Below are 24,929 nucleotides of genomic sequence, written 5' to 3' on the forward strand. Positions count from 1 at the left end.
TAGGTCCGCGGAACTCCGCTGCTCTCAGCCGTCGGAGGCGAGGTCCGCCGTCCACCACGGCCCGCCGGCACCGGCGGCGACACCCACGCCTGCCTGGGTGTACCGGCAGGTCAGCAGGATGCTGCGGTGGGGTGGGCTGCCCATCCACAGCGCCACGACCGCGCTCGGTGACGCGGGTCCGGACGCGATGGTCTCGCCGCTGTGAGTGGCGCGGTAGCCGGCGGCCCTGAGGCGGCCGGCCGGGTCAGAACCGTCGGATCCGGTGTGGCTGAGGTGGGCGTGGCGGGCCATGTCGTCGCTGTGCCGCTGAGCGGCTCGGCTGAGCGGAGTCCGCACGCGCAGCGGAGAGCAGCCCGCGGCGGAACGGCGCCGGTTGATCTTGTCGACGACCTCGCGGGCGTCCGGAGGGACGGCGGACCCTGAGGCGGCGGAGCCCGACGAGGGCTCCACGGCCACGTCTCGGGGCGGAGCGGGTGCCTGCCATGGCGAGGAATCAGATGGCTGCCATCCCGAGGAGTCGGGTGCTTGCCACTGCGGAGGGCCGGGGGGTGACCAGGTGGGGGGCGCGTAGGAGGCCGGGCCGGGAAAGGGCGGGGGCCCGGCCCATACCGGCGCAGCACCGGCCGACAGAAAGGACAGAAAAGCCACGGCCGTGCACGTCATCCAGGATCTCGCTTTGATCATCGTTCTTTTCCTTTCCCTCATCTTTTCGGGTGGTGTACTCCGTGCCCCCTTCGAGGGATATCGGCATTTCCCATCCATTGAGCCAGGTCGTGGCCGATAAGGTGAAACACCGAATCCCCTTCCCGTACGCAGGTCCCCATTCTCAAGGAGTTTCCATGCCATTGCAGGTTCGCCGTTTCGCGGTTGTGGCCGTCGCCGCGCTGGCCGTACTGGCCGGTGGGTCGGCCACCGTGGCCACCGCCTCGACGCAGTCGGCGCAGGCCCAGGCCTTCCCCGGTCTCGACGGCCCGACCGGTTCGGACGGCTTCCACGGCGGCCGCGAGCGGCCACTGCACTTCGGGCCGTTCGAGTTCCCGCGTTATGGCAGCGTTTCCGGCGGCTTCACCTGGGGCCTGCGGGACTGACATCGGTAGATCCGCCTGAGGGGAGCCGTCGTGGACGGCTCCCCTCAGGCCGTTCCTGGACAGCTCACCGTTTCAACGTCGCCGCACTGGCGGCGAGCACGGCGATCACGCACCCCAGAATCAGCAGGGCGTCCCGCACGAACAGCCAGGTGACGCCGGTATGGGCGGCCGCCTCACCGGCGGCCTGGACGGCGTACGTCATCGGCATGACCTCGGCCACGGCCGACAGCGCTCCCTGCATCTGGTCGCGCGGCACGAACAGACCGCACACCAGGAACTGCGGCAGGACGCCCGCGGGCAGGAACTGCACCGCCTGGAACTCGTTGCGGGCGAAGGCGCTCACCAGCAACCCGAGGGCCAGGCCCAGCAGGGCCCCGAGCATCGCGATGACCATGAGGAGATAGGCGGGCCCCTTGATGTCCAGGCCCAGCGGTCCCACGGACAGCAGCGTGGACAGGACTGCCTGCACCAGCGCGAGGAAGGCGAAGGCGAGGCTGTAGCCGAGGACGATGTCGAGCCGCCGCACGGGCATGGTGAGCAGCCGCTCCGCGGTGCCGGTGGTGCGCTCACGCAGCGTGGAGACCGATGCCACCAGGTACATCACGATGACGGGGAAGATGCCGAACACCTGGGGGCCGACCCGTTGGAAGGTGTCCTGGGAGTCGTGGAACATCAGCTTCAGCAGCACCATGAGCATGCAGGGGATGCCCAGCAGCAACGCGGTGCTGCCCTTGTCACGGGAGACCTGCTGCAGGACCCGGACGGCGGTGGCGGCGGTGATCGTGGGCGAGAACGGCAGCCGGTCGGCCAGGCGTGATTGGTTCACGGGCGGGTGTCCGCGGCGAAGAAGGCCTGTTCCGCACGGGGTGCGGCCGGCTGGTCGAGCAGCCCGGGCAGGTCCGGGCCGAGGCTCTGTGCCGTGGCGCGTTGCCGGGCGCGGGCCTCCGCACCGGCGGCAGCCTCGACCAGGTGCATGAACGCCCCTTCCACGTCGGTGCAGCCGGTGTGCTTGAGCAACGTGGCCCGGTCGGCGCTGGCCAGCAGCCGGCCCGAGCGCATCAGCAGCAGCCGGTCACACCGGTCCGCCTCGTCCATGACATGACTGGAGACGAGCAGCGTGGTGCCTTCCAGGGCCAGCCGCTGGAACACCAGCCACAGTTCCCGGCGCACCATGGGATCCAGGCCGACCGTCGGTTCGTCCATCACCAGCAGGTCGGGGCTGTTCAGCAGGGCCACCGCGAGCGAGACCCGCGAGTACTGGCCGCCGGAGAGGCGGACGACGAGTTTGTCCGCGTAGCCGGCGAGGTCGACCTCCTTGACCACGCGCACGACCGCGTCCTCCCTGCGCCAGCCCCGCATGCCGAGGGCGGCGGCGAAGTAGCGCAGGTTCTCCAGCACCGTCAGATCGGCATACACCGACGGGGCCTGTGTGACGTAGCCGACGCGGGTTCTCAGCTGCGGGGCTCCCGCGGAGAATCCGAGGACCTGGACGTGGCCCGCGGTGGCCCGTTGTACGCCCACGACGGAGCGCAGCAGAGTCGTCTTGCCGCAGCCGCTGGGGCCCAGAAGCCCCACGATGCAGCCGCGGGGAATGGTGAAAGTGACGTTCTGGAGGATCCGGTGACTGCCTCGGACCACCTGAAGTCCATAGGCGGACACAGCTGGAACATCACCCGGAAGAGCCATACTCGGTTCGGTCTGCTGCACGGCTCCACTGCGTTTCGTCAGGGAAGGTATCGGTCGGTAGTGGCAACAAGGCGGCAGAAACCGCAAAATGGCCACCGTACGGTCAACGGCCCATCCTGCGGCAGGTCACGGCCGTAGCACGCCTTTTCCTGCCCTGGCCGGGCGGGCGGGGCGCCGTCAGGAATCCCGCTGGATCATCGCCCGGGCGATCTCCTGCAACTGCTGATAGGCGTCAGCGGTCGGCTGGGCGCACGACAGGGCACGCAGTGCCGCCGACATCTGCCGACGCGCCTCGTCCTCCGCCGCCTGCCGCCCCCCGGCCTTCTCCACCAACTCCCGTGCCAGAGCGACATCTTGCTCGTCGAGGGGACGCTGCGAGCCGTACAGGGACCGCAGGTGCTCCGCAGCCGAGTCGGTGCCCGCGAGGGCCGCCACCACCGGCAGCGACTTCTTGCGCGCCGTCAGGTCGGCCCCCACCGGCTTGCCGCTGCGCGTCGAGCGGCCCCAGATGCCCAGCAGGTCGTCAGCGCATTGGAAGGCCACTCCCAGCCGTCGGCCGAACTCCCGCAAACCTCGGACCCGTTCGCCGTCCGCGCCCGCCAGCACCCCGCCCAGCGCGCAGGCGCAGCCCATCAAAGAGCCGGTCTTGCCTTCCGCCATGGCCAGGTACTGCGGCACCGTCACCTCAGAAGCGTCCTCGAAGGCGACGTCAAGGCTCTGGCCCTGGACCAGGTCCAGCAGCGCGCCGACGAGTTCCCGCACCGCCGCGGCCGCGACCTGCGTCGGCGTCTCGGCGACCGCCCTCAGCGCCGCCGCGAGCAGCGCGTCACCGGTCAGCACCGCCGACGGGGTGCCGAACACCGTCCACGAGGCCGGGCGGTGCCGGCGCAGGGTGTCACCGTCGATGACGTCGTCGTGGAGCAACGTGAAGTCGTGCACCAACTCCACTGCCACGGCGCCCTGCAGGGCGCAGCGCGGCTCACCTCCCACGGCGATCGCGGACAGCAGAGTCAGCGCCGGCCGGACCGTCTTGCCACGGCTGGGGGCCGACAGCAGCGGGGTGCCGTCGGCCTCGCACCAGCCACGGTGATAGCCCGCCACCCGCCGCTCGGCACCGGGCAGGGATGCCACGGCCTCCCTGAGAGCGGGCGCGAGCATCTCTTCCACCCAGTCCAAACGGGGAAAGACGGCGCCGGGAACCGGGCCGGTGATCTGCGACATGCACTACTCCTCGGGCGTTCGAGCGGATGGCACGGCAGCCGGTGCCGCGCCGTGTCACCACGTGAGTCAACCGGGGACGGACGACGCAGAAACGGTCGTGCTGCACCACCTGGCGAAAGGATCACTGAGGCGGCCCAGCCCTCATACGGTGCATTGAACGGACAGTCACAACACGAGCGCCGGCCCGCACAACAGGCTGGGGCAGACCTAGGCCGGCACAGCGGAAAACGGCAGGCCACGGCCGTACACGCGAGCACCGTCCGGGTCCTGCGAGTCAAGGAGAGGTTGACGCCCGACGCGCTGCGGCATCGTTTCTTCCTACGGCCGCCCGGGTGACCCGCCGCGCGCCACACCGCACCGCGCGCGGCGCCGCCGCTATCCCTGCTGAACGTGATCAACCACCTCACCCGAGCCGCCGCCTGCGCCGGCGTGGGCACCGTCTGCGTCCTCGCCCTCGCCGTGCCCGCTCCCGCCGCCGCACAGTCACTCCCCCTCGACCAGGCGATCGCGGCCCTCCCCCAAGCCGCCGAATCGCACGCGGGATACGACCCCACGAAGTTCCGGCACTGGAACGCCGGGGCCGATCCCAGCGACGGATGCGACACCCGCGGCGAGGTCCTCGTCGCCGAAGCCGTGAGCGCGCCGACCGTCGAACCCGGCTGCCGTCTCGTGGGCGGCACGTGGTGGTCCTACTACGACGCCGGCGAGATCACCTCCGCTGCGGCCCTCGACGTCACCCACACCGTGCCGCCGGCCGAAGCCTGGGAGTCCGGGGCCTCCCAATGGACGGCCGAACGCCGCGAGGCCTATGCCAACGACCTCGGCGACCCCCGCACCCTCACCGCCGTCTCGGCTGCCTCCCACCGCAGCAAGGGCGATCAGGACCCCGCCCACTGGCTGCCCTCCAACACCCGGGCAACCTGCCGGTACATCGCGGAATGGACCGCCGTGAAACTGCGCTGGCGGTTCACCGCGGACCGCGACGAACGCCAGTCCCTCAGCCAACTGGCAGAGTCGTGCCCGAACATGACCGTGACCTTCACCCCGGCCCCGTGAACCCCGCCGAGCCGTACAGGCACGGGCATTGCCGCTGATCTTCGGTGCGCGGCTCGCGGTGAACTGCGGTTGTGGGGCGCAGGGATGCTCTTCGAATTCGTCCAACGTGCCTCAGGGAGCAACGCGTTGGGCGGGTGCCGCCGCTGAGGCGCTCGACCGTGACGCCGTGTACTGGCGGTATGCGGCGCCGACGACCTCGGGATGCCCCCGACGGCCCCCGACCGGTTGCCATACACGCGATCCGCATGTCGTACGGCAGCCGCGGACAGGCGCCGACCGTACGCGACCGCTGGCGTCGAGTCGGCACGCGTCTCCCCTGTCTCGGACGCTCTGGCGTGGGAGCCGGGATCAGGAACAGGGACCGACCGGGATGCGGGAGCGGCCGTCGTGGGCGAGGCTGGTGCCGTGTCAGAGGGCCGAGCGATCGTCCACCCGCCGTCAGAGGCCGGCGGCCGCCGTGTATGCATCGACGACCGAGACCTCGGCATCGTGCAGAGCGTCTACGGCCTGACCCCGTTCCTGCGGAACGCCTGCCTGACCGGCTGGGACGCACGCCATGTCCCGACTCGGGTCTGATCGCGTGGCACCCCGGCGAGCCAGAGGTACGGGCGCCTTGAGCAAGCGCGAGGAAGTGGAGCGGGGCGGGGAACGCGCTGTGGACGCGGTTCTCGACGAGCTCTACACCACGCCCCCAGGCGAATTCGTCGCCCGGCGTGAAGAGCTCGCCGCAGCGGCCAAGGCGGCCGGCAACACCGACGACGCCCGCCGGATCCATACGGCCCGCCGCCCCACCCTGGCGGCTTGGGCCGCGAACATCCTGCTGCGTTCCCAGCCGCACGAGAGCCGCCAGTTCCTGGAGCTGGGGCAGGCCTTGCGCGAGGCATACCGCACCCTCGACGCCCCAGAGATCAATGAGCTGACCGAGCAGCGGCGGCGCATCGTGGCCGCCTTGTCCCGGCAGGCGGCGCAGCTCGCTGAGGAGGCTGGGCACCGGCTGTCGGAGTCGGCCCGGCAGGGCGTCGAGAACACCCTGCGAGCCGTGCTCACAGATCCGGACGCAGCCGCCCGGTGGGCCGGCGGTCGCCTGGAGGGCGCTCTCACCCCGCCCTCGGACTTCCCCGGCACCGCCCCGCCGACCGGCACCGCGGACAAGCCCCGCGGGACGGCGGCTCCACGGCCGACTGCGCGGACCCGGGCGAAGAACGAACTCGCCGAGCGACGGCGCCAGAGACAGGAGCTCCTGGATCACGCCCGTTCGGCAGCCGAAGAGACGGCGCAACGGTTGCGGAAGGCGCGTGCCCAAGAGGCCGAAGCCGAGGCGGCATGGCAGCGGGCACGCGACCGGCACGACCAGGCCAGGCAGCAGGTGTCCACGGCCGAGCAGCAACTGGAACAGGCGCACGAGGAGCTTCAGCGAGCCGAGCGAGAACAGCAGGCAGCTGAGGAACGCAGCCACGCGGCCGCTGACGCGCACGCACAGGCCCGTCAGGAAGCGCGCGAGGCGGAACAGGAGGTGAAACGCCTGACGGCGCGCGACCGCTAGGCGAGGGCGCCCTCTGTTCGCCCCACACAGCAGTTCGCCCGGGGTCCCGACCCACGGCGAACCAGCGTCAGTGACGACAGTGACGCTGTGAAGATGATCTCCACGGCCGATCCCAGCGTGATAGATGGGGACGATCACCCGACGGGGCACACGAGACAAGAGCAGCATGCGCTGGGTTCGGCAAGCCGCACCACGTGCGCCCGGCTTCTTCGGATTCGGGCAGCCGGCGACGGTTACCGCCTGGCCGAGGGGTACTCGCCTTCACGAAGCGCACACAACGGGCAAATGAGGTAGCGAAATGACAACGCAGCCCCGATCGGACATGGCAACCCATCCCGACATTCTCGACATGCGGAATCGGCACGAGATGGCCGAGCGCGTCGCCACCACACCGAGGGCACAGGCCGTCGAGGCCATGGCCCTGATCACGGGCCTCTACCTGGCGGCCTCCCCGTGGATCGCGGGATTCAACGGGTTCTCCACCTTGGCGGTCAACAATCTGATCGTCGGCATCGCATACGCGGTGATCATGAGCGGTGGCTTCGGCCGGGCCTACGAACGGTCACACAGCATGGCGTGGGCCGCTTGCGCTCTCGGCGCCTGGACGATCGTGGCGCCCTGGGTTGTGGCGGGCGACGTCAGCACCACCAGGACCATCGTCAACAACATCATCGTCGGCGTGATCGCCCTCATACTGGCCCTCATGGCCGCGGCAGCCGCCCGACCGGTGGATCGGTCGTCCGGTGACCGCTCGTCCATGAACAGGTGATCGTCGCCCATCCGCGAAACAGCGAGGCGTACATGCCCTCCCCCGGGCTGTGCGCCTCGGTCAGCACCAGGCAGGGCCTCTCCCTCGGTACGCCCTCAGTCCTCGGCGACACGAATGATCGTGCGGCCGGGGACGCGCTGTCGTGAGGTGAAGGCGTCGGCTGCCTCGGCGAGCGGCCGCACCGCGCCGACGCGCACCCGCAGCCGCCCGTCCCGCAGACGCCGGGCGAGGTAGGCCAGGCGTGCGCGGTCGGGTTCGACCACGAAGAAGACGGCTCGACCGTCGGCGGGGCGCACAGTGGGCGGGTGAGCGACGCTGACGAGTGTGCCGCCGGGTCGCACGAGGGCGGCCGAGCGGTCGAGGACGTCGCCGCCGATGACGTCGAACACGACGTCGACCTGATCTGTGTCCTCCCACGAGTCGGCTTCGAGGTCGAGGAACGTGTGCGCGCCCAGTTCCAGGACGGTGTCCCGGTCGGCGGAGCGGCCCGTGCCGACCACGCGGGCGCCCGCTTCGTGGGCCAGCTGGACTGCGATCGAGCCGACGCCGCCGGCGGCACCGTGGATCAAGGCGGTCTGCCCCGTGGTGAGACGGGCGTGATCGAACAAGCCCTGCCAGGCGGTCAGTCCGGAGATCGGCAGTGCGGCCGCCACCGTGTGGTCGATGTCCGCCGGGAGCGGGGCGAGGTTACGGGCTTCCACCGCGACGTATTCGGCGAGCGAGCCGTCGCGGGTCCAGTCGGCCAGTCCGAAGACGCGCTGGCCGACGGTGAGGCCGCTCGTTCCGTATCCGAGTTCCGTCACCACGCCCGAGACCTCGTGACCGGGCACGCTCGGGGTACGGTCACGGCCGGCGCGGTCGGTCCAGGTCGCGGGCCAGTCGAGCTCGCCTCGGGTGAAGCCCGCGGCATGCACCCGCAGGATGACGTCGTTCTCGGCGGCGTGGGGATGGGGAAGCTCATCGAGGGTCAGCCCAGTGACCCCGGCCTCACGATCCCGGACAGTGATGGCTCGCACGAGTATTCCTTTTCTTGGTGTGGGTGAGACATGGCTTCAGGACGCCGTATGGAGATGGGGATCCATCGACACCTCCCTCTAATTCCGCCGATCTCATCGGGGCGATTGCGTCGGCCTGCCCCAGGTCGGGGCCCGCTCAGCGTGGCCAGGGAGCATCCAGGACGCGCTCCACCATGGACGTACGTCGAAATCCGGGAACGAAGTGCTCCAGGACGTCCGCGTTGACGGTCCCGTAGGTGGTGTCCGGGCGGTCTTTGAGGCCGTCGACGAATGCCTGCAGGAATTCCTTCTTGAAATCGCCGCGGGGATGAGCGGCGACGATCTCGTCCGTCTGGTCACGTTCCAGCTCGTCCAGCCCCCAACCGATCGCGTCGGTCAGGACGCCGTAGTTGGTGGCGGCGATCTCGGGGTCCATCCTGCCCGGAACCCCTGGTGTCGTGTGCAGGGCGATCGCCCTCCAGACCACCTCGGCGGCACTTCGGGAGAACCCGCGTTCCAACAGGAAATTCCTCGCATGGTCGGCGCCGTCCAGTTCGAATCGCTGGTGTGCGTCGCGGAACGGGATCAAAAGGCCCACGTCATGGAACATCGCCGAAACGTAGAGCAACTCGGGGTCCGGCCGCAGGTCCCCTGCACGCGCATGCAGGGATCCGAAGAGAAATACCCGCCGGGAGTGGTGGAAGATCAGGGGATTGGTCCTCTCCCTGAGAAACTCCGTGGCCTCCGCGACGGCCGAGGTCCCGGGTATTTCCACCCCTGCGATGATGTCCGTCATGATGTCCGCGCTTTCCGATGCGATGTACGACGAGTGGACCGTGCGCCCGTTCTCCACAGTGCCGACCACCCGGCCCGCCGCGCCGCCTCGGTCCGGCCATGAACCCCTCGAATACGGTCATCCCAGGGTGGGCCCGTGAGCTCCGACCCGCACCGCGTGGCGATCCTCGTCTACGACGGCGTCAAGTTGCTGGACGTCGTCGGCCCCGCCGAGGTGTTCGGGGAGGCGAATCTGCTCGGCGCCGACTACCGGATCGTCCTGCTGTCGACGACGGGCGCCGACGTCACGTCCTCGATCGGCATGCGGATCGCAGTCGACGGCAGCGCCACCGCGCAGACGGACTCCGACACGCTCCTGGTGCCGGGCGGCGCCATCTATCCCAGGACCCCGGTCACGCGCGACCTGGCCCGAGCGACCGGCAACCTGGCAGCCCGTGCAGGGCGGGTCGCCTCCGTGTGCTCCGGCGCCTTCGTCCTCGGAGCGACGGGCCTCCTGGACGGCAGACGAGCGACCACCCACTGGAAGATCGCCGGCGAACTCGCCACGCGGCATCCGAAGGCCCGCGTCGAGCCCGACGCCATCTACGTGCGCGACGGGACGATGTACACCTCGGCAGGCGTCACCGCGGGCATCGACCTCGCCCTGGCGCTCGTCGAGGAGGACCACGGTCCCGACGTCAGCCGCGAGGTGGCCCGCTCCCTGGTGGTGTACCCGCAGCGGGCGGGCGGCCAGTCGCAGTTCTCCGCACCCCTGCGAGGCTCACCACCCCGGTCACCCGCCCTGCGGAGAGTCGTCGACCTGGTCACCGCGGATCCCGCCGACGACTACTCCCTCACCGCACTCGCCGGACGCCTCAACGTCAGTACGCGCCACCTCACCAGGCTGTTCCGTGAGGAACTGGGCACTACACCCGCCCGGTACGTCGAGTCGATCCGCTTCGACATCGCGAAGTCGCTTCTCGACCAGGGGCACACCGCCACGCAGGCGGCGTCCATGGCCGGCTTCCCGAGCTACGAGAGCCTGCGCCGTGTCTTCGCGCGAGAGTTGTCCATCAGCCCCGCCGCCTACCAGCGCCGATTCGCCACCGCCCGGCGCGAGCAGGCCGAATAGCGCGCCGCTGCCCCTCGACGGGCCGACGGTGTCGACGGGGCTGCGATGGGCGTGATCATCTAGTGCTCTGACCACATTGGTTCGCCGGGTTGGTGGTCGGGGCGGTTGGATGTTGTGTGTCGTCCGATCCGAGTGCTGGGGGTGCGGTGGCTGAGCTTGTCCGCGTGCGCAGGTTGACCGACCAAGAGGGGCAGAAGCTGCAGCAGATCGTGCGCCGGGGCAGCACCAGTTCGGTCCGCTTCCGACGCGCGATGATGCTGCTGGCGTCGGCCGGCGGGAACCGGGTCCGGGTGATCGCCCAGCTGGTGCAGGCCGACGAGGACACCGTCCGGGATGTGATCCACCGGTTCAACGAGATCGGCCTGGCCTGTCTGGACCCTCGGTGGGCGGGAGGCCGTCCCCGCCTGCTCAGTCCTGACGACGAGGACTTCGTCGTCCAGACGGCCACCACCCGCCCGACCAAGCTCGGCCAGCCCTTCACTCGCTGGTCCATCCGCAAACTGCTGGCCCACCTGCGGAAAGTCCATGGGCGGGTCATCCGCATCAGCCGCGAGGCGTTACGCCGTCTGCTCGCCCGCCGCGGCATCACCTTCCAGCGCACCAAGACGTGGAAGGACTCCCCGGACCCCGACCGCGAGGCAAAGCTGGACCGGATCGAGGAGGTCCTGGACCGCTTCCCGGACCGGGTCTTCGCTTTCGACGAGTTCGGCCCGCTCGGTATCCGCCCCACCGGCGGTGCGGGCTGGGCCCCCCGCCAGTCACCCCGAGCGGCACCCGGCGACCTACCATCGCACGCACGGCGTCAGGTACTTCCACGGCTGCTATTCGGTCGGCGACGACACGCTCTGGGGCGTCAACCGCCGGAAGAAGGGCGCCGCGAACACGCTGGCCGCGCTCAGGTCGGTCCGGGCCGCCCGACCGGACGGCGCCCCCCTCTACGTCATCCTGGACAACCTGTCCGCTCACAAGGGCGAGACGATCCGCCGCTGGGCGAAGAGGAACCGCGTCGAGCTGTGCTTCACGCCGACGTACGCGTCCTGGGCCAACCCAATCGAGGCGCACTTCGGGCCGCTGCGGCAGTTCACCATCGCCAACTCCAACCACCGCAACCACACCGTGCAGACCCGGGCCCTGCACGCCTATCTGCGCTGGCGCAACGCGAACGCCCGTCACCCCGACGTGCTGGCAGCTCAGCGCCGCGAGCGCGCTCGCATCCGCAGCGAGAAGGGCATCCGTTGGGGCGGACGTCCCCTCGCCGATGCCGCTTGACCAGCCCGGCGGGTCCTAGCAGTAGCCGTCCACCCTCGCGCCGACTGGAGCGAGGTTGGGCCAGGGACGTCCTGCTCTGTCGGAGGTAGCGGAGCGTAGGAGGTCAAGAATCGTGCACCCCGGGTAGCCCCGAAAACTCGCGTAGGTGCCCCGGTAGTAGCAGCTCCAGTAGCTCACGACCCGCCGTTGAGTGCGCGCGAAGAAAGCAGGGTTGTCCACGATGAACTGCCCGTAAGCGAGGTGGCCGCAGGTGCCGGGCGTGGCGAGATCACGGAGCTCATCGCAGATGACGACCAGGATCTCCAAGACGTACTCGCCAACCAGCTGCACGACGAAGGGGACCACCCATGGGTCCGTGGAACCAACGACCTTCTCCAGGTGGCGCTGCCTGACCATGCCGTCGCTGTGCCTTGAGTACAGGCAGTGCAGAAGCTGTTGCTGGCGCGACGAAAGCGACGCCACCCTGGCAGTAGGCGGCTCGTCGTTGTAGAGGCGCCCGGGGATCAAAACCTGCTGGCCCTCGACAGCGACCGAGAACGATGCATGCGGCTGGAGCCGAGAATCAGGCATCACCGCCAGGACTGCCTCGGCATCGCTTGCAAGCTCGGCTGGGAACGCCGTGATCAACGGATTGCTGCGGTCGGAAAGCGGCTGCACGAGCCGAGCATAGGCGGATGCCTGGGCCAGGTAGCTGGCATTAATGGCCCCACACCCGCCCAACCCGGCGAAGGTATGCGGTCAGAGCACTAGGTGGTCCGCCTCGCCTTCTCCCGCACCAGGCGATTGTGTACTTTTGTACATATCCGATGGATGCGGGGCCCGCCGCCTGCCCGCCCATTCTTCCGAGCCCCGCGGAGCCTCCTCTTGACAGACCCCGCCGTGCGCCGGCGCCGCCAAGCCCTGTACCTCTTCTTCTTCCTCCCGGGCATCGCCATGTCCTCCTGGGTCACCCGCACTCCGGACGTGCGGGACCAACTGGACGTGTCCACCGCGGAGATGGGGCTGATCCTTTTCGGCCTGTCCGTCGGATCGATGATCGGCATCCTGTGTTCCGGCCGCTTCGTGGAACGCCTCGGCACCCGGCCGGTGATCGTACTCGGCACCGCTCTGATCATCTCGGGCACGATCGTCATCGGCGTTGGCAGCGCCGTTCCGTCCGCCCCGCTGGTCACTGCCGGGCTCTTCCTGTTCGGCGCGGGCATGGGCTCGGGCGAGGTGGCGGTCAACGTGGACGGCGCCGACGTCGAACACATCACCGGCACACCGGTGCTGCCCACACTGCACGGCTGCTTCAGCCTGGGCACGGTGGTCGGCGCCCTGGCGGGGATGACCGCCACGGCTACGGGATTCCCCGTCCACTGGCACCTCGCCGGGATCACACTGGCCGCCACAGGAATGCTGATCCACGCCTCACGCGCGCTGCCCACGGGCGTCGGGCTCAGCACGCGGCCTCGGACCGCCGGCCCTGCCGAGCAGGCCGCGCCGCAGGTCTGGAAGGACCGCAAACTGCTCCTCATCGGCGCCATCGTGCTGGCCATGGCTCTCGCCGAAGGAGCGGCCAACGACTGGCTGCCGCTGCTCATGGTGGACGGCCATGGCCTGGACGCCACCGCCGGCTCACTCGTCTATGTCGGTTTCGCCGCCGCGATGACTCTGGGGCGCTTCTGCGGCACGTTCTTCCTCGTCCGCTTCGGGCGTGCCGCCGTCCTGCGCACGAGCGCCCTCTCCGGTGCCCTCGGACTCGTCCTCGTGATCTTCTCCGACAACGTGGCCGTAGCGGCGACCTCCGTCCTCTTCTGGGGACTCGGCGCCTCTCTCGGCTTCCCGGTGGCCCTGTCGGCGGCCGGCGACTCCGGCCCCGACCAGACCGCGCGCGTCTCCCTGGTCGCCATCATCGGCTACGTCGCGTTCCTCGTCGGACCGCCGGCCCTCGGCTTCCTGGGGGACCACTACGGGCTGCGTACGGCCATGGTCGCGGTTCTGGTGTTCGTCGCCTCCGCCATCCTGATCGCGCCCGCCGCCGACACCCGCGAGCGCGCCCCTGCGACGACGCTGGACGTCTGACGGGCCTGGCGCCGGGTGTGGCCGGGAATGGCGGGCCTGGACGCCGACCTGGACGCGCCACCTGAGACGGCTCTGGCGTGCGCCTCGGCAGCGTCAGGGACAGTCGTCCGGGGCCGCCGCTGACGCCAGACGCGCCGCACGTCGCATGCGCGGCCGGCTCACCGGCCCCGTACCCGGCACCCGCCCCGGCAAGTAGGGTCCATCATCGTGAGACTCGCGATCTTCGATCTGGACGGCACTCTGGTCGATCGCACCGGCGCCTTCGCCGATGCCATCACCTCCCTGAGCCATGACCACGCCTACGGCCCGGAGATCGAACAGTGGCTGCTGACCGAGCTGGCCGACCACGCCGAGCGCGCTGACTTCGACCGGCTGCGCGCCGCCTTTCCCGTCAAGGAGAGCGCCGACCACCTGTGGCGCGTCTACATCGACCGCATGGCGGCCTCGATGCACTGCCGCCCCGCCGTCCTCGACAGCCTGGGGCGCCTCAAGGAGGCGGGCTGGAGCATCGGTGTCGCGACGAACGGCGCCAGCGACATCCAGCGGGCCAAGATCCACGCCACCGGCCTCTCCGACCTGATCGACGGGATCGCCGCCTCCGGTGACATCGACATACGCAAACCCGACCCGCGACTTTTCGAACTGGCCGCCGCGCGATGCGGAACGCAGCTCACTCCCGGCGACTGGATGACCGGCGACAACCCGGAGACCGACATCGCCGGCGGCCATGACGCCGGCCTTCGCACCATCTGGGTCACCGGCCGTCCCTGGCCCGACGGACTGGTGACCCCGCACCACAAGGTCGACGACGTCGTCGAAGCCATCGGTTACCTGCTCGACCAGGACTCGGCATAGCCCTGGAGCCGACCCCCGGCACTCCCACACCCCCGCACCCCTGCGCCGGTCAAGGGGGGAGGCAGGCTCCCGCGGATCAGCGCTAAGGACGAGACGGGCCCGGTTCCGTACCCTGGCACGCATGCGGACCCGCCCCACCCTTCACTGGACCCCTCCCCCGGACCTGCCCCCGGGCACCACCGACCTCCAGCCGGTGGTCGACGCGCTCGGCGCCGGCGGTGTGCTGGTGCTCACCGGGGCGGGCATCTCCACGGAGTCTGGGATCCCCGCCTACCGGGGAGAGGGCGGAAGCCTGAGCCGGCACACGCCGATGACGTACCAGGACTTCACGGCCAGCCCGCAGGCACGGCGACGCTACTGGGCCCGCAGCCATCTCGGGTGGCGTACCTTCGGCCGCGCCCGTCCCAATGCCGGGCACCAGGCCGTCGCCGCGTTCGCTCGGCACGGACTGCTCTCGGGTGTGATCACCCAGAACGTCGACGGTCTGCACCAGGCCGCCGGCGCGGAGGGGGTCGTAGAACTGCACGGGAGCCTGGCAAGGGTCCGGTGCCTGGCCTGCGGCGCCCTCACCTCACGCCGTGACCTCGCCGTACGGCTGGAAGAGGCCAACGCGGGATTCCAGCCGGTGGCCGCGGCCATCAACCCCGACGGTGACGCCGACCTCTCCGACGCGCAGGTCGCCGACTTCCGCGTCGTGCCGTGCCCGGACTGCGGCGGCATCCTCAAACCCGACGTGGTGTTCTTCGGGGAGACGGTGCCCGCGCAGCGGATCGAGCTCTGTCGCGAGCTGGTCCGAGGGGCGAGATCCCTGCTGGTTCTGGGTTCCTCGCTCACGGTGATGTCGGGACTGAGATTCGTCCGCCAAGCGGCTCAGGCGGACAAGCGGGTCCTCATCATCAACCGGGATCCCACGCGCGGTGACCAACTCGCCCACGTCCGCGTCAGCCTCCCGCTGGGCACCGCCCTCTCCTCGGTCGCGGACGCGCTGAACCTTGCTGCCGACGGACAGACGGCCCTTGGTCCGGACAGCGAAGCCACCGCGCGCAGGACCTGAAGGCGCGTCACATCGACGCGGCCCGCGGGGCCGTCCGGCACTGACGGAACGGTGCGAGCAACCGAGGCCGCGGCCGGTCCGCCTGCGCATCGGGGCTCATCGACCCTGGAGGGGCGGAGCTGCGGCGCCCCCGGTTGCCGGAGATCCTCAGTGGCGGTACGCGCCTGCCGCGATGTCGATGAAGGATCGGACCAAGGGGTTGGTGTCCCCTTCGTTCCACACCGCCACCACTCGGCTCGGCGTCATGTCGATCAGCGGCACCACGGCCAACTCGGCGGGCAGGTCGTGTCCGAGCGGGGCCAGACCGACCGTGCCGTTCCACAGCACGGCCTGCAGGCATTCCTGGACGGCACGCACCACGGGGCCCTCGCGCGGCCTGCCGCCGTTCCAGTACGACTGCCAGAGGGGGTCGGTGCCCAGAGGGAACTGGAACCAGCGGCGATCGCTGAGCTCGGCCAGCCGCAGCCGGTCGCGGCGGGCCAACGGATCGTCGGCGCGCAGGACCACACCGACCGGATCGGCTCGCAGCACACGCACCGTCAATGCGGTCTCGTCGAACGGCGCTCGGGTCAGGGCGACGTCGACCAGTCCGGCGCGCAGCCCGCACGTCGGATCGGTCAGATCGGCGTCGCGGACGCGGATGTCGATGCCGGGATGGCGCCGACGATAGGCGGCGGCCAGCCGGGTCACTCCCGGATCGGTGCCGTCCCCCAGGATGCCGACGGTGAGGGTCGCGAGGCCGGCCGCCGCGTTCACGCGTACGCGGAGGCGGTCGGCATGCTCGAGCAGCGCCCGCGCCTCGTCGAGCAGCACCGTGCCCACCGGCGTGAGCGTGACACCGGCAGGCGAGCGGACGAACAGCAGGGCCCCGACCTCGGTCTCCAACTGCTTGATCGCCCGGCTCAGCGGCGGCTGGCTCATGTGCAGTCGGCTCGCGGCCCGGCCGAAGTGGAGTTCCTCGGCGACCGCCACGAAATAGCGCAAGGTCCGTAGCTCCACGCTGCAACCATACCCATCAGGTATCGGCGCTGCGGGATGGGTCTTGGACACCGACGGGGAGCCGGCGGTGGACTCGTGAGCATGACCGAAGCAGCCAAGACCAGCGAGCCGCAGGCCGCCTCCGCCGTATCGGTGGTGGGTCCCGGCGGCGGCGAGACGATCGTTCTCGGCACCACGCGCATGCGCGTTCTGGAGGACGGCAGCCACACCGGGCACCGCCTCGCGATCGCCGAGTCCGTCCTCGCCCCGCACACGCAGGGGCCGCCCCAGCACCGCCACGCCCGGCACGACGAGGGCTTCTACATCCTCTCCGGCACCGTACGGTTCACCGTCGGGGACGAGGACCACGACGCCACCACGGGCACGCTCGTGATGGTTCCGCCCGGTACCCCACACACCTTCGCCAACGTGAGTGACGAACCGGCCGTCATGCTCAGCACGTTCACTCCCGACCTGTACGTGCAGTACTTCCGCGACCTCCAGGACATGCTTGCCGAAGGGCGGCCACTGACACCACGGGCCAACATCGATGCGATGAGCCGCTATGGGACTCAGCCCGCCACCGAGCCCGCCACCAAGCCGGCCTGACGCCGAGGGACGTCCGGCCCGGTGGTCCCCTGTCCGACGGCTCCGGACGCCGGCCGTCCCTGAACAGACACCATGAACGGGAACCATGAACATCGCCTATTGGATCGTCGCGGGACTTCTCGCCCTCTTCTACTTCTACTCGGGTGCCCTGAAGGTGATCCGCAGTCGCGATCAACTCCGACCGATGATGGCCTGGGTCGACCGCATGCCACTGCCCATCGTACGAGCCCTGGGAACGGTTGAACTCCTCGGCGCGATCGGACTGATCCTGCCGCCGCTGACCGGCATCGCTCCCTCTCTGGCGCCGACCGCGGCCATCGGCTTCATGCTCCTGCAGATCGGTGCGATCACCGTCCACCTGACGGGCGAAGACCGCCGGATCACACTCAACCTCGCGCTCATCGCCACCGCGGCCGTGGCCATCTGGCTGGCCATGACGGGGCCGACGTGATGCCTGCGCACCGCGCAGTTCGGCGCCTTCTTCGCCGACCAGGCCGTCTTCTTCCAGGCGGCTTCCCGGCCGGGCCCCTGACCGATCGACCGCCCACGGGCAGGACGTCAGAGGCCCCGGCCCACACCATCCTGTCCCCTCCCGAAGACGTCCCGCGCGCAGCGCCCCCACCCCACCTCGATCGCTCTGAGCGCACGACGCCTTCGACGGCGACGGCGACCTCGCCATCACAGGGCGATATCAACTCAATTCACCTGTCGCACTTCTCTGTTCCGGGCACCGAGCGACAACGCAGGGCATCGATACTGAGCCGCTGGCAGTAAGGGGCGTAACCATCACTACGATCACCTGCCATGGATTGGCTCGAGCGCCTCGCGAGGCTGAGACAGTGGACCAGGAACGGCACACGGGCTCCGCACAAGCCTCTGCTCCTGCTGTACGCCCTCGGCCGGTACCAAGAGGACGCGGGCAGCGCACTGCGGTACACGGCGGTGGAGGAGGATCTCCAGCGGCTGCTGACCGAGTACGGGCCGCCGAACAAGACGTCCCCCGCGTACCCGTTCCACCATCTGGTGAGCGACGGGGTGTGGGAGGTGCGGACGGACCGCGGCCCTGGTAGCCCCGGCAGCGGGGTGCGAGATCTCCGCCAGACCGGAGCCACAGGACGGCTTGCGCCGGATCTCAGAACCGCGCTGGACGGCAAACCCGAACTGCTCGGCCAGATAGCCCAGTTACTACTCGACCTGCACTTCCCGCCCTCGCTGCACGCAGAGTTGCGCGAAGCCGTCGGTCTGGAAGCGGAGGCGACGCAGACCGAGCAACTCCCGTCCGTGCGAAGGCGGCAACGGGACCGGCGCATGCGGGACATCATCCTGACTGCCTACGAGTACCGGTGTGCCTTCTGCGGCTACGACGGCAGGATCAGCACGGTTCCGGTCGGCCTGGAAGCCGCGCACGTCCGCTGGTGGGCGTTCGGCGGCCCGGACGACGTGGACAACGGTCTGTGCCTGTGCTCGCTGCACCACAAACTCTTCGACAAGGGCGTTCTAGGAGTCGCCGACGACCACCGCATCCTGGTCTCACAGCGCTTCGTCGGCCACAGCACCGCTGCTCGCGAGCAGGTCGTCTCACTGGCAGGACGCCCGCTGGTCGGACCGCAGCCCGGCGTACGGCCTGTCGCGGCCGACCATCTCGCCTGGCACACCGCCCAGGTCTTCCACGGCACACCACGCCCTGCCAGCAGCGCCTGACTCAGGTCGGCGTTCGGCGTTCGGCGTTTGGCGTTTGGCGTTTGGCGTCATCCTTCGTCTCGGTTGCGACCGGACCGCCCCGGTGACACGACCGGAGTCAAGCGCGTCGGCCGTAGGTGTGCGGATCAACAGGCTGCTGGGATTTGGGGAGTTGGGCGACCACAAGTCGGTACGACTCGGTCACGAGCTCCTCGACCAGTCCATGGTCGATCGCGTCCCCGCCCTCCAGCGTGATCCAGTGCTTCTTGTTCATGTGGTAGCCGGGGGTGATGTCCGCGTTCTCCTCGCGCAGGGCCTTGGCCTCACCCGGGTCCGACTTGAGGATCACGACGGGACGGCCGGGCACCTCGGTCATCAACATGAAGACCTTGCCGCGCACCTTGTAGACCTCCCAGTCGGGTCCGAAGGGATGCTCCAGGCCGCTTCCCGGCAGTTCCTCGGCGCGGTCGGCCGCGGTCTTGAGCAGCATTGTTCCGTCCATGGAGGTGAGCTCCTTCGTTCGCGGGGGTGCCCCCATCCTTTCCTCGGGATCGACGATTCGGACGGTTGGATGCGGACACATCATGGTCAGCAGACGACACTCACCGAGGCCCGAGCCAGGGCGACGTGCGGGGGGGCACGTGCAGTTCTGGCACGATCCCCGTACCGCCCGCGGGCCGTTCATCCTGTTCGAGCCGGAAGTGCTCCGCCCCGACACCGCCCGTCTGCTGCCCCCCTCGCCGCACGCAGCGCCTCCGCCGTCCTGACCCCGCACCCCCACGACGTGCCGTGGCTGGAGCAGACAGCGCTCCAGCTCCTCGACGAGCACCGCGCTTTGGGACGCCGCCCGCTCCCGGTCCACCACGCCCTGCGCTGCCGCCTCCTCGAGAGCCTGCTGCTCCGCCTCGCCCACTCGGCCCCGGCCGGCGCCGGGCGCCACCCCACGTACGAACGCTTCGTGAACGCCCTGGAGTCGAACTTCCGCGAGCTGCACCGCGTCGAGGACTACGCCCGGCTTCTCGGCTGCTCGGTACGCACCCTCAGCCGCGCCGTCCGGGCCGCCACCGGCAAGGGAGCACGCGAGGTCATCGACGAACGGCGACTCCTAGAAGCCCGCCGCCTCCTCGACCACGCCCAGTGGACCGCCCATGCCGTCACCGCCCACCTCGGCTTCACCGACGCCGCCGACTTCGGCCGCTTCTTCCGCCGGCACACGGGCTTCACACCCGCGGCCTACGCGACCCGGCCGTCGACACCGGACAGGTGAGCGCCCGCTGCCACTGATGGCCTCAGTCGGCGGATCGGTACGGCTCGCCTGGAGCAGTAGGTGATCGGCGATCGGAGACACGGAGACCAGTCCCCCGCCCGCGACGAGCCGCCCTCTCGCCTCCACGCCGACATCGAATCCACCACGCCTGCACCGATGAGTTTCCCTGGGCAAAGCAGTCTCATCACTCTGACCGACCGACCGGCCGACGGGAGTGGCAATGGGCAAGTTGATTCAGGTGGCGGACGGTGTCTGGGTCCGGCAGAGCGAGTGGGTCTGGAGCAATTCCGTCGTGGTGCGCGGGGACGACGGGTTGATCCTGATCGATCCCGGCATCAACGGCTCCGAGTTGGATCACCTGGCCGATGCCGTGGACCAGCTCGGTATCCCGGTGGTCGCCGGGTTCTGTACGCATCCCCACTGGGATCACCTGCTGTGGCATCCCCGGTTCGGTGACGTGCCGCGCTATGCCACCCCCGCCGCCGCTCGCGTAGCCGCTGACGCCAGGGAGCGGGCGCAGGCGATGGCGGCGGAGAGCGCGTCCGGCGTCCCTCTCGAACTGATCGGGCTCCTCACCCCGCTGCCCTCGGACGGCGTACCGGTGCCAGGTGAGATCATCAAGCATCAGGCGCACGCTGTCGGCCACGCGGCAATCCTCCTCGCCGACCGTGGTGTCCTGCTCGCCGGCGACATGCTCTCCGACGTACTGATCCCACTCTTCGACATCCGCCAGGACGATCAGCTGGGGGCCTACGAGGCGGCACTCGACCGACTGGACGAGGCCGCCAAGCACGTCGACGTCGTGGTCCCCGGCCATGGCGCCGTAGCGCAGGGTGCCGAGGTGGCGGCTCGCCTAGCAGCCGATCATTCCTACATCGCCGCGCTCCAGCGAGGAGAGGAACCGGCCGACGCCCGTCTGGGACCGCATGCGGACTGGCTCTACGGCCCCCACCGGTCGAACCTGGAGCAGGTACGAAGGGGCGGGCGGTAGCCGCCCCTTGCGGCTCGGGCCCCTGGCGGCCCACGTGGATCTGTCAGGCCCTTCAACCAAACGTTCGGCAGCCTGCCCGGCGGTTACGCGTGGTCACACACTCATGCCGTAGCCCAGTTCCTCAGCCCCGATGTGCGAGGGACTGGCGAGTCCGGACAGCACTTCGACGCACGCCGCACGCCGCACGAGGTCCATGGCATCGAGCAGTCGGGCACCGGAGCCGCGGCCTTGACCGGCCACAGCGGACGGCACCGGCGTCTGCGCCCCGATCACGGGGCACGGGAGAGTTGCGCGCGCACCCATTCAGGATCGGGGTTGGTGTAAGGCTGGCCAGCCACCATGACGGTCGGCACGGTCTCGTTGCCGTCGTTGACCGCCCTCACCGCTGCCGCTCCAGCCGGGTCCCGCCAGATGTCGACCCAGTGCATCTGGCGAACGCTGCCGCCCAACCGAATGCGCAGTCGCATGCAGTATTTGCAGCCGGGTCGCCAGAAGACGACCGGTCGGCCGTCGACCGCACTACGGCGTTGTGCCTCCCGCGCACTGGTCGATTTCGGGAAAATCAGAGGTGAGTGCACGCATCCGAGCAGTACAAAGACCACCAGGACCGCGGCGGCTGCGCCGAGGGTCCCCCTGACGGCCAGCCCGGCCGCGAGGACTGAGCCGCAGAGCATCAGCAGGATCGGCAGGATCCAACGGCGTGTCATGAGGACGAAAACCAGCGATGAGGCAAAAGGGGCCACGAATTGAGCGCTGCTCCACCAGAGTCGCACCGCCCGCCAGCGGGACTTGCCTCGGCACGGCCTGCCGCCGCTTGCCCCTCCCGACAGCGCGGAACGGACCTCGACCTACGCACCACCTGTCAGCTCCTTCGCTGCGTCGATCACCCTGTCCACCACCTCGGTCACCGGCTTGGAAGCATCGATGATCGCCGCGCCAAGGCTCTCGTACATCGCTCGCATCCGAGGGTTCCACTTCAGGGCCGCTGCGAGCTCTTCTGGATGTTGACCGAACGGGTTCGTGGTGCGGGTCGCGAGCCGGTGGCGGAGGGTGTCCTCGTCGATCACCAGGCACACGGTGACGTCGAACAGATCGCGGACGTCCGCCTCGTTCTCCGCCGACCCGCACAAGAACGCGATTCGGGAACGGGACTCCTCGACGAGGGTCTCAACGGGCTCACGCACGATCACCCACCCATATCGATCGAGCCAGCCCTCGGGAACCGGATACGGAGGATCCGTGATGATCTCGCCCTTGGCCCGGTCGATCCAGCGACAGAAGCCGTCCTCGTCGGCGTCTGCCGCGACGTAGCCACGCGTTCGCAACACCCCGCAGACCGTGGACTTGCCAGTCCCTGAATTGCCCGTCACCCACACCACTGTCACGTCGTCAGCGTAGACATGACCACAACGGGCCGGCCAAGCTGTCGCCGCGTTCAGGCCAGGCGTCTTCTACCGAGCGGCTGCCTGCTCCTGCACCGCCTGAGCCCACCTGTCAGATGGCGACGTCAGAGGTCGATGTCAGTCAGTCGGAGTAGCGCATCGCTTTGCTGCCGGAAGTCAGCGGGCAGGCTTCACGCCCACGGGCCTTGATCACCCCCGCCGATCGGCCCTCTACGGTGGGCACCGTGGAACTCCTGCATCTGCGTTACTTCGTCGCTGTCGCCCAGGAACTGAACTTCTCCATGGCGGCCCGCAAACTGCACATGGCGGCCTCCCCACTGAGCAGACGGATCAAGGATCTCGAAAACGAGCTCGGACACCGGTTGTTCGACCGCGACACCCACCGTGTGACCCTCACTCAGGCCGGCAACGCCCTGCTGCCGATCGCGCGGGGCGTGCTGGAGCAGGTCGACTCCATCCAGTGGCGCCTGGACGAGACGGCCCGGCCGCGGCGGGCCACCCTGCTGCTGGGTGTGCCCAGCGGCGTCCATCCGGATCTGCGGGAGCGGATGGACGCCCTGGCCGAGCGGGTGCACGAGCGGTACGAGATCAAGCGCTGGCCGGGCGGTACCGACCGGCTCGTCGACGCCGTCTGCGACGGCAGACTGGCGCTGACCCTGGCCCGCCTCCCGGCAGGCGGTGACCCGGCGCTGGAGCTGCTGCCGGTGATGTCGGAACAGCTCGGCGCGGTCGTCCCCAAGGACCGGTTCGCCGGGCGCGACTCCGTCGCCCTCACGGAGCTGACCGAACTCGCCTACGTCGTCTCCCCCACGGCCGTCACCAACGCGTACTTCCGCGCACTCGATCAGCAGCTGTCCGAACTCGGCATCAAAAAGCGTATCGAAATCAATAGTGCCGCGTTCGAAGGAATTTCCGAGATAGTGTCCAGCGGACTGGCATTCTCCGTTTCCATGCTGGACCCCAGAAGCCCCGTCCAGAATTACCATCTTGACAATGTCACCGTTCTGCCGTTCTCGGATTTCCATCCCCGACTGGAAACCGGGTTGATCTGGCGCAAGGACCGCGCGCAGGGCGGCGACCTGGACGAAGTCGTGGCCGTGGCCCGCGAGGTGTTCGCCGAACCGCTCCGCTCATAATCAGCTGAAAACCTTCACCCAAGGCGGTATGACCACTGCGGTCATACCGCCTTTCGTTTATCGGTCATTCCCTGAGCTTTCCTCCCCGACCCTCCTCGCTGTAACTTAGTTTCCAGATACACGGAAAGCGCGAACCAAGGAGTGAAGGAAAGCCATGACGGACCTCGCAGACACCGTCTCCGGCCCTCTTGAGGGCATCCGCGTGATCGACCTGTCGACCGTGGTGATGGGTCCCTACGCCGCCCAGATCCTCGGAGACCTCGGCGCCGACGTGATCAAGATCGAGTCGCCCGCCGACACCGTCCGCGTCGGCCACTACCGCACCACGCCGGGCATGACCCCGCTGAACCTCAACGTCAACCGCAACAAGCGCAGCGTGTCCCTCGACCTCAAGGACGACACGGACCGCGAGCGGGCGCTCAAGCTGATCGACACCGCCGACGTACTGATCACCAACATGCGGCCCGGCGCACTGCACCGCCTGGGCCTGTCCTACGACGACATCGCAGCCCGCAATCCCTCGCTGGTCTACGCCCACGCGCAGGGATTCCGCAGCGACTCCGACCGGGCCGGCAACGCCGCCTACGACGAGACCGTGCAGGCCGCCTCCGGCCTCGTCGACATCGCCGACCGCGCGCTCGGCGAGCCCGTCTACCTGCCGACCATCATCGGCGACAAGGTGTCCTCGCTGACCATCGTCTACAGCGTCCTCGCCGCCCTGCTGCACCGCGGCCGCACCGGCCAGGGCCAGCTCGTCGAGATCCCGATGACGGACACGCTGATCGCGTTCAACCTGGTCGAGCACCTTGCGGGTCACACCCACGTGCCCGAGACCGGCCCCACCGGCTTCGCGCTGTCGATGCTCAAGGGCCACAAGGCGGTGCGCACCAAGGACGGCCTGGCCTGTGTCATGCCGTACAACCCGCAGAACTACCGGGACTTCCTCACCGCGGCCGGACGTCCGGACCTCGCCGAGGACCCGCGTGTCAACGGCGACGCCATCGACAGCGCGGACCACGAGGACCTGGCTGCACTCCTGGAGACCTGCGCGCCGGCGCTGACCACCGAGGAGTGGGCTCAGGTGTGCGCCAAGCACAGCATCCCCATGGCCCCGGTGCTGGAGCTGGACCGCGCCCACGAGGACCCGTACGTCCGCGACGGCCACCTGCTCGACAGCGTCGAGCACCCCACCGAGGGCACGGTCCGCACCATCGGCATCCCGGTGCGCTTCTCCGCCACCCCCGGCTCGATCCGCCGCCTGGCGCCGGTCGCGGGCCAGGACACCGAGGACGTCCTCGCCGAACTCGACGCCGCCGCCCGCTGACCGTCACGCCGCACACGCCGCACGTGCCGGACTTC

Annotated in this window: 27 protein-coding genes and 1 pseudogene; 17 read left to right on the forward strand and 11 right to left on the reverse strand. The window is 69.4% G+C overall.

Features of this window, described 5'->3' with window-relative positions:
• Positions 1-24 precede the first annotated feature (24 nt).
• Positions 25-456, reverse strand: coding sequence for a CAP domain-containing protein (locus tag ABZ098_RS39595; protein WP_356598911.1), 432 nt, complete (start codon positions 454-456; stop codon positions 25-27).
• Positions 457-839: 383 nt separating this feature from the next.
• Between ABZ098_RS39595 and ABZ098_RS39600 the strand changes: the two genes are divergently transcribed.
• Positions 840-1,088, forward strand: coding sequence for a hypothetical protein (locus tag ABZ098_RS39600; RefSeq protein ID WP_356598913.1), 249 nt, complete (start codon positions 840-842; stop codon positions 1,086-1,088).
• Between the two features lie 64 nt (positions 1,089-1,152).
• Here the strand turns inward: ABZ098_RS39600 and ABZ098_RS39605 are convergent, their stop codons facing one another.
• The 3 genes from ABZ098_RS39605 to ABZ098_RS39615 all read right to left on the reverse strand — a co-directional run bounded on the left by ABZ098_RS39605 (position 1,153) and on the right by ABZ098_RS39615 (position 3,995).
• On the reverse strand, positions 1,153-1,914 hold the full coding sequence (locus ABZ098_RS39605; protein WP_356598915.1) for an ABC transporter permease: 762 nt from the start codon (positions 1,912-1,914) through the stop codon (positions 1,153-1,155).
• Positions 1,911-2,774, reverse strand: coding sequence for an ABC transporter ATP-binding protein (locus ABZ098_RS39610; protein ID WP_356599005.1), 864 nt, complete (start codon positions 2,772-2,774; stop codon positions 1,911-1,913). Before ABZ098_RS39610 ends, ABZ098_RS39605 begins: the two co-directional genes overlap by 4 nt.
• 177 nt (positions 2,775-2,951) lie before the next feature.
• Positions 2,952-3,995: a polyprenyl synthetase family protein gene (locus ABZ098_RS39615; RefSeq protein ID WP_356598917.1), complete on the reverse strand. Its 1,044-nt coding sequence runs from the start codon at positions 3,993-3,995 to the stop codon at positions 2,952-2,954.
• 390 nt (positions 3,996-4,385) lie between these two features.
• On the opposite strand from ABZ098_RS39615, the gene ABZ098_RS39620 reads away from it, so the two are divergent.
• From ABZ098_RS39620 to ABZ098_RS39635, 4 genes are all read left to right on the forward strand, one after another.
• Entirely contained in the window at positions 4,386-5,051 is a 666-nt protein-coding gene (locus ABZ098_RS39620; protein ID WP_356598919.1) for an HNH endonuclease family protein, read from the forward strand.
• A 405-nt stretch (positions 5,052-5,456) separates the two neighbouring features.
• Positions 5,457-5,627, forward strand: a complete 171-nt coding sequence (locus tag ABZ098_RS39625; RefSeq protein WP_356598921.1) for a hypothetical protein — start codon at positions 5,457-5,459, stop codon at positions 5,625-5,627.
• A 37-nt stretch (positions 5,628-5,664) separates the two neighbouring features.
• Positions 5,665-6,594: a hypothetical protein gene (locus tag ABZ098_RS39630; RefSeq protein WP_356598923.1), complete on the forward strand. Its 930-nt coding sequence runs from the start codon at positions 5,665-5,667 to the stop codon at positions 6,592-6,594.
• A 298-nt stretch (positions 6,595-6,892) separates the two neighbouring features.
• Positions 6,893-7,363: an SPW repeat protein gene (locus ABZ098_RS39635; RefSeq protein ID WP_356598925.1), complete on the forward strand. Its 471-nt coding sequence runs from the start codon at positions 6,893-6,895 to the stop codon at positions 7,361-7,363.
• Between the two features lie 95 nt (positions 7,364-7,458).
• Here ABZ098_RS39635 and ABZ098_RS39640 read toward each other — a convergent pair whose 3' ends face one another.
• Positions 7,459-8,379, reverse strand: coding sequence for an NADP-dependent oxidoreductase (locus ABZ098_RS39640; RefSeq protein ID WP_356598927.1), 921 nt, complete (start codon positions 8,377-8,379; stop codon positions 7,459-7,461).
• Between the two features lie 136 nt (positions 8,380-8,515).
• Entirely contained in the window at positions 8,516-9,154 is a 639-nt protein-coding gene (locus ABZ098_RS39645) for an HD domain-containing protein (protein ID WP_356598929.1), read from the reverse strand.
• A 135-nt stretch (positions 9,155-9,289) separates the two neighbouring features.
• On the opposite strand from ABZ098_RS39645, the gene ABZ098_RS39650 reads away from it, so the two are divergent.
• Both ABZ098_RS39650 and ABZ098_RS39655 read left to right on the forward strand, forming a co-directional pair.
• Positions 9,290-10,264 carry a GlxA family transcriptional regulator gene (locus ABZ098_RS39650; protein WP_356598931.1) on the forward strand — a complete coding sequence of 325 codons (975 nt, stop codon included), beginning with the start codon at positions 9,290-9,292 and terminating at the stop codon, positions 10,262-10,264.
• A gap of 146 nt (positions 10,265-10,410) precedes the next feature.
• Positions 10,411-11,533 (forward strand): annotated as a pseudogene (locus ABZ098_RS39655) (IS630 family transposase).
• A 15-nt stretch (positions 11,534-11,548) separates the two neighbouring features.
• On the opposite strand, the gene ABZ098_RS39660 reads toward ABZ098_RS39655, so the two are convergent.
• Positions 11,549-12,190 carry a hypothetical protein gene (locus ABZ098_RS39660; protein ID WP_356598933.1) on the reverse strand — a complete coding sequence of 214 codons (642 nt, stop codon included), beginning with the start codon at positions 12,188-12,190 and terminating at the stop codon, positions 11,549-11,551.
• A gap of 153 nt (positions 12,191-12,343) precedes the next feature.
• Between ABZ098_RS39660 and ABZ098_RS39665 the strand changes: the two genes are divergently transcribed.
• The 3 genes from ABZ098_RS39665 (at position 12,344) to ABZ098_RS39675 (ending at position 15,506) form a co-directional block, all read left to right on the forward strand.
• Complete coding sequence (locus ABZ098_RS39665) at positions 12,344-13,597, forward strand: MFS transporter (protein ID WP_356598935.1); 1,254 nt, start codon at positions 12,344-12,346, stop codon at positions 13,595-13,597.
• A gap of 207 nt (positions 13,598-13,804) precedes the next feature.
• A complete protein-coding gene (locus tag ABZ098_RS39670) occupies positions 13,805-14,452 on the forward strand; it encodes an HAD family hydrolase (protein WP_356598937.1) in 648 nt (215 codons plus the stop codon).
• Between the two features lie 121 nt (positions 14,453-14,573).
• The gene (locus ABZ098_RS39675) at positions 14,574-15,506 is read left to right on the forward strand and encodes an NAD-dependent protein deacetylase (protein ID WP_356598939.1); all 933 of its coding nucleotides are present in this window, start codon (positions 14,574-14,576) and stop codon (positions 15,504-15,506) included.
• Between the two features lie 147 nt (positions 15,507-15,653).
• Here the strand turns inward: ABZ098_RS39675 and ABZ098_RS39680 are convergent, their stop codons facing one another.
• Positions 15,654-16,505 carry a LysR substrate-binding domain-containing protein gene (locus ABZ098_RS39680; protein ID WP_356598941.1) on the reverse strand — a complete coding sequence of 284 codons (852 nt, stop codon included), beginning with the start codon at positions 16,503-16,505 and terminating at the stop codon, positions 15,654-15,656.
• A gap of 81 nt (positions 16,506-16,586) precedes the next feature.
• On the opposite strand from ABZ098_RS39680, the gene ABZ098_RS39685 reads away from it, so the two are divergent.
• The 3 genes from ABZ098_RS39685 to ABZ098_RS39695 all read left to right on the forward strand — a co-directional run bounded on the left by ABZ098_RS39685 (position 16,587) and on the right by ABZ098_RS39695 (position 18,794).
• Entirely contained in the window at positions 16,587-17,093 is a 507-nt protein-coding gene (locus tag ABZ098_RS39685) for a cupin domain-containing protein (protein WP_356598943.1), read from the forward strand.
• An 85-nt stretch (positions 17,094-17,178) separates the two neighbouring features.
• A complete protein-coding gene (locus ABZ098_RS39690; RefSeq protein WP_356598945.1) occupies positions 17,179-17,544 on the forward strand; it encodes a DoxX family protein in 366 nt (121 codons plus the stop codon).
• Positions 17,545-17,897: 353 nt separating this feature from the next.
• On the forward strand, positions 17,898-18,794 hold the full coding sequence (locus tag ABZ098_RS39695) for a phosphorothioated DNA-binding restriction endonuclease (RefSeq protein WP_356598947.1): 897 nt from the start codon (positions 17,898-17,900) through the stop codon (positions 18,792-18,794).
• Positions 18,795-18,891: 97 nt separating this feature from the next.
• Here the strand turns inward: ABZ098_RS39695 and ABZ098_RS39700 are convergent, their stop codons facing one another.
• Positions 18,892-19,275 carry an MmcQ/YjbR family DNA-binding protein gene (locus ABZ098_RS39700; RefSeq protein WP_356598949.1) on the reverse strand — a complete coding sequence of 128 codons (384 nt, stop codon included), beginning with the start codon at positions 19,273-19,275 and terminating at the stop codon, positions 18,892-18,894.
• A gap of 282 nt (positions 19,276-19,557) precedes the next feature.
• Here ABZ098_RS39700 and ABZ098_RS39705 point away from each other — a divergent pair, with 282 nt between their 5' ends.
• Positions 19,558-20,040, forward strand: a complete 483-nt coding sequence (locus ABZ098_RS39705) for an AraC family transcriptional regulator (RefSeq protein WP_356598951.1) — start codon at positions 19,558-19,560, stop codon at positions 20,038-20,040.
• A 220-nt stretch (positions 20,041-20,260) separates the two neighbouring features.
• Complete coding sequence (locus ABZ098_RS39710; RefSeq protein WP_356598953.1) at positions 20,261-21,031, forward strand: MBL fold metallo-hydrolase; 771 nt, start codon at positions 20,261-20,263, stop codon at positions 21,029-21,031.
• Positions 21,032-21,300: 269 nt separating this feature from the next.
• Here ABZ098_RS39710 and ABZ098_RS39715 read toward each other — a convergent pair whose 3' ends face one another.
• Entirely contained in the window at positions 21,301-21,738 is a 438-nt protein-coding gene (locus ABZ098_RS39715; RefSeq protein WP_356599007.1) for a glutaredoxin domain-containing protein, read from the reverse strand.
• A gap of 141 nt (positions 21,739-21,879) precedes the next feature.
• A complete protein-coding gene (locus ABZ098_RS39720; RefSeq protein WP_356598955.1) occupies positions 21,880-22,416 on the reverse strand; it encodes an AAA family ATPase in 537 nt (178 codons plus the stop codon).
• A gap of 242 nt (positions 22,417-22,658) precedes the next feature.
• On the opposite strand from ABZ098_RS39720, the gene ABZ098_RS39725 reads away from it, so the two are divergent.
• Together ABZ098_RS39725 and ABZ098_RS39730 are read left to right on the forward strand one after the other, a co-directional pair.
• The gene (locus tag ABZ098_RS39725) at positions 22,659-23,570 is read left to right on the forward strand and encodes a LysR family transcriptional regulator (protein WP_356598957.1); all 912 of its coding nucleotides are present in this window, start codon (positions 22,659-22,661) and stop codon (positions 23,568-23,570) included.
• Between the two features lie 154 nt (positions 23,571-23,724).
• Positions 23,725-24,894, forward strand: a complete 1,170-nt coding sequence (locus ABZ098_RS39730; protein ID WP_356598959.1) for a CoA transferase — start codon at positions 23,725-23,727, stop codon at positions 24,892-24,894.
• Positions 24,895-24,929: the final 35 nt, after the last annotated feature.

The sequence above is a fragment of the Streptomyces sp. NPDC006335 genome (genome assembly GCF_040612795.1).
GTDB lineage: Bacteria > Actinomycetota > Actinomycetes > Streptomycetales > Streptomycetaceae > Streptomyces.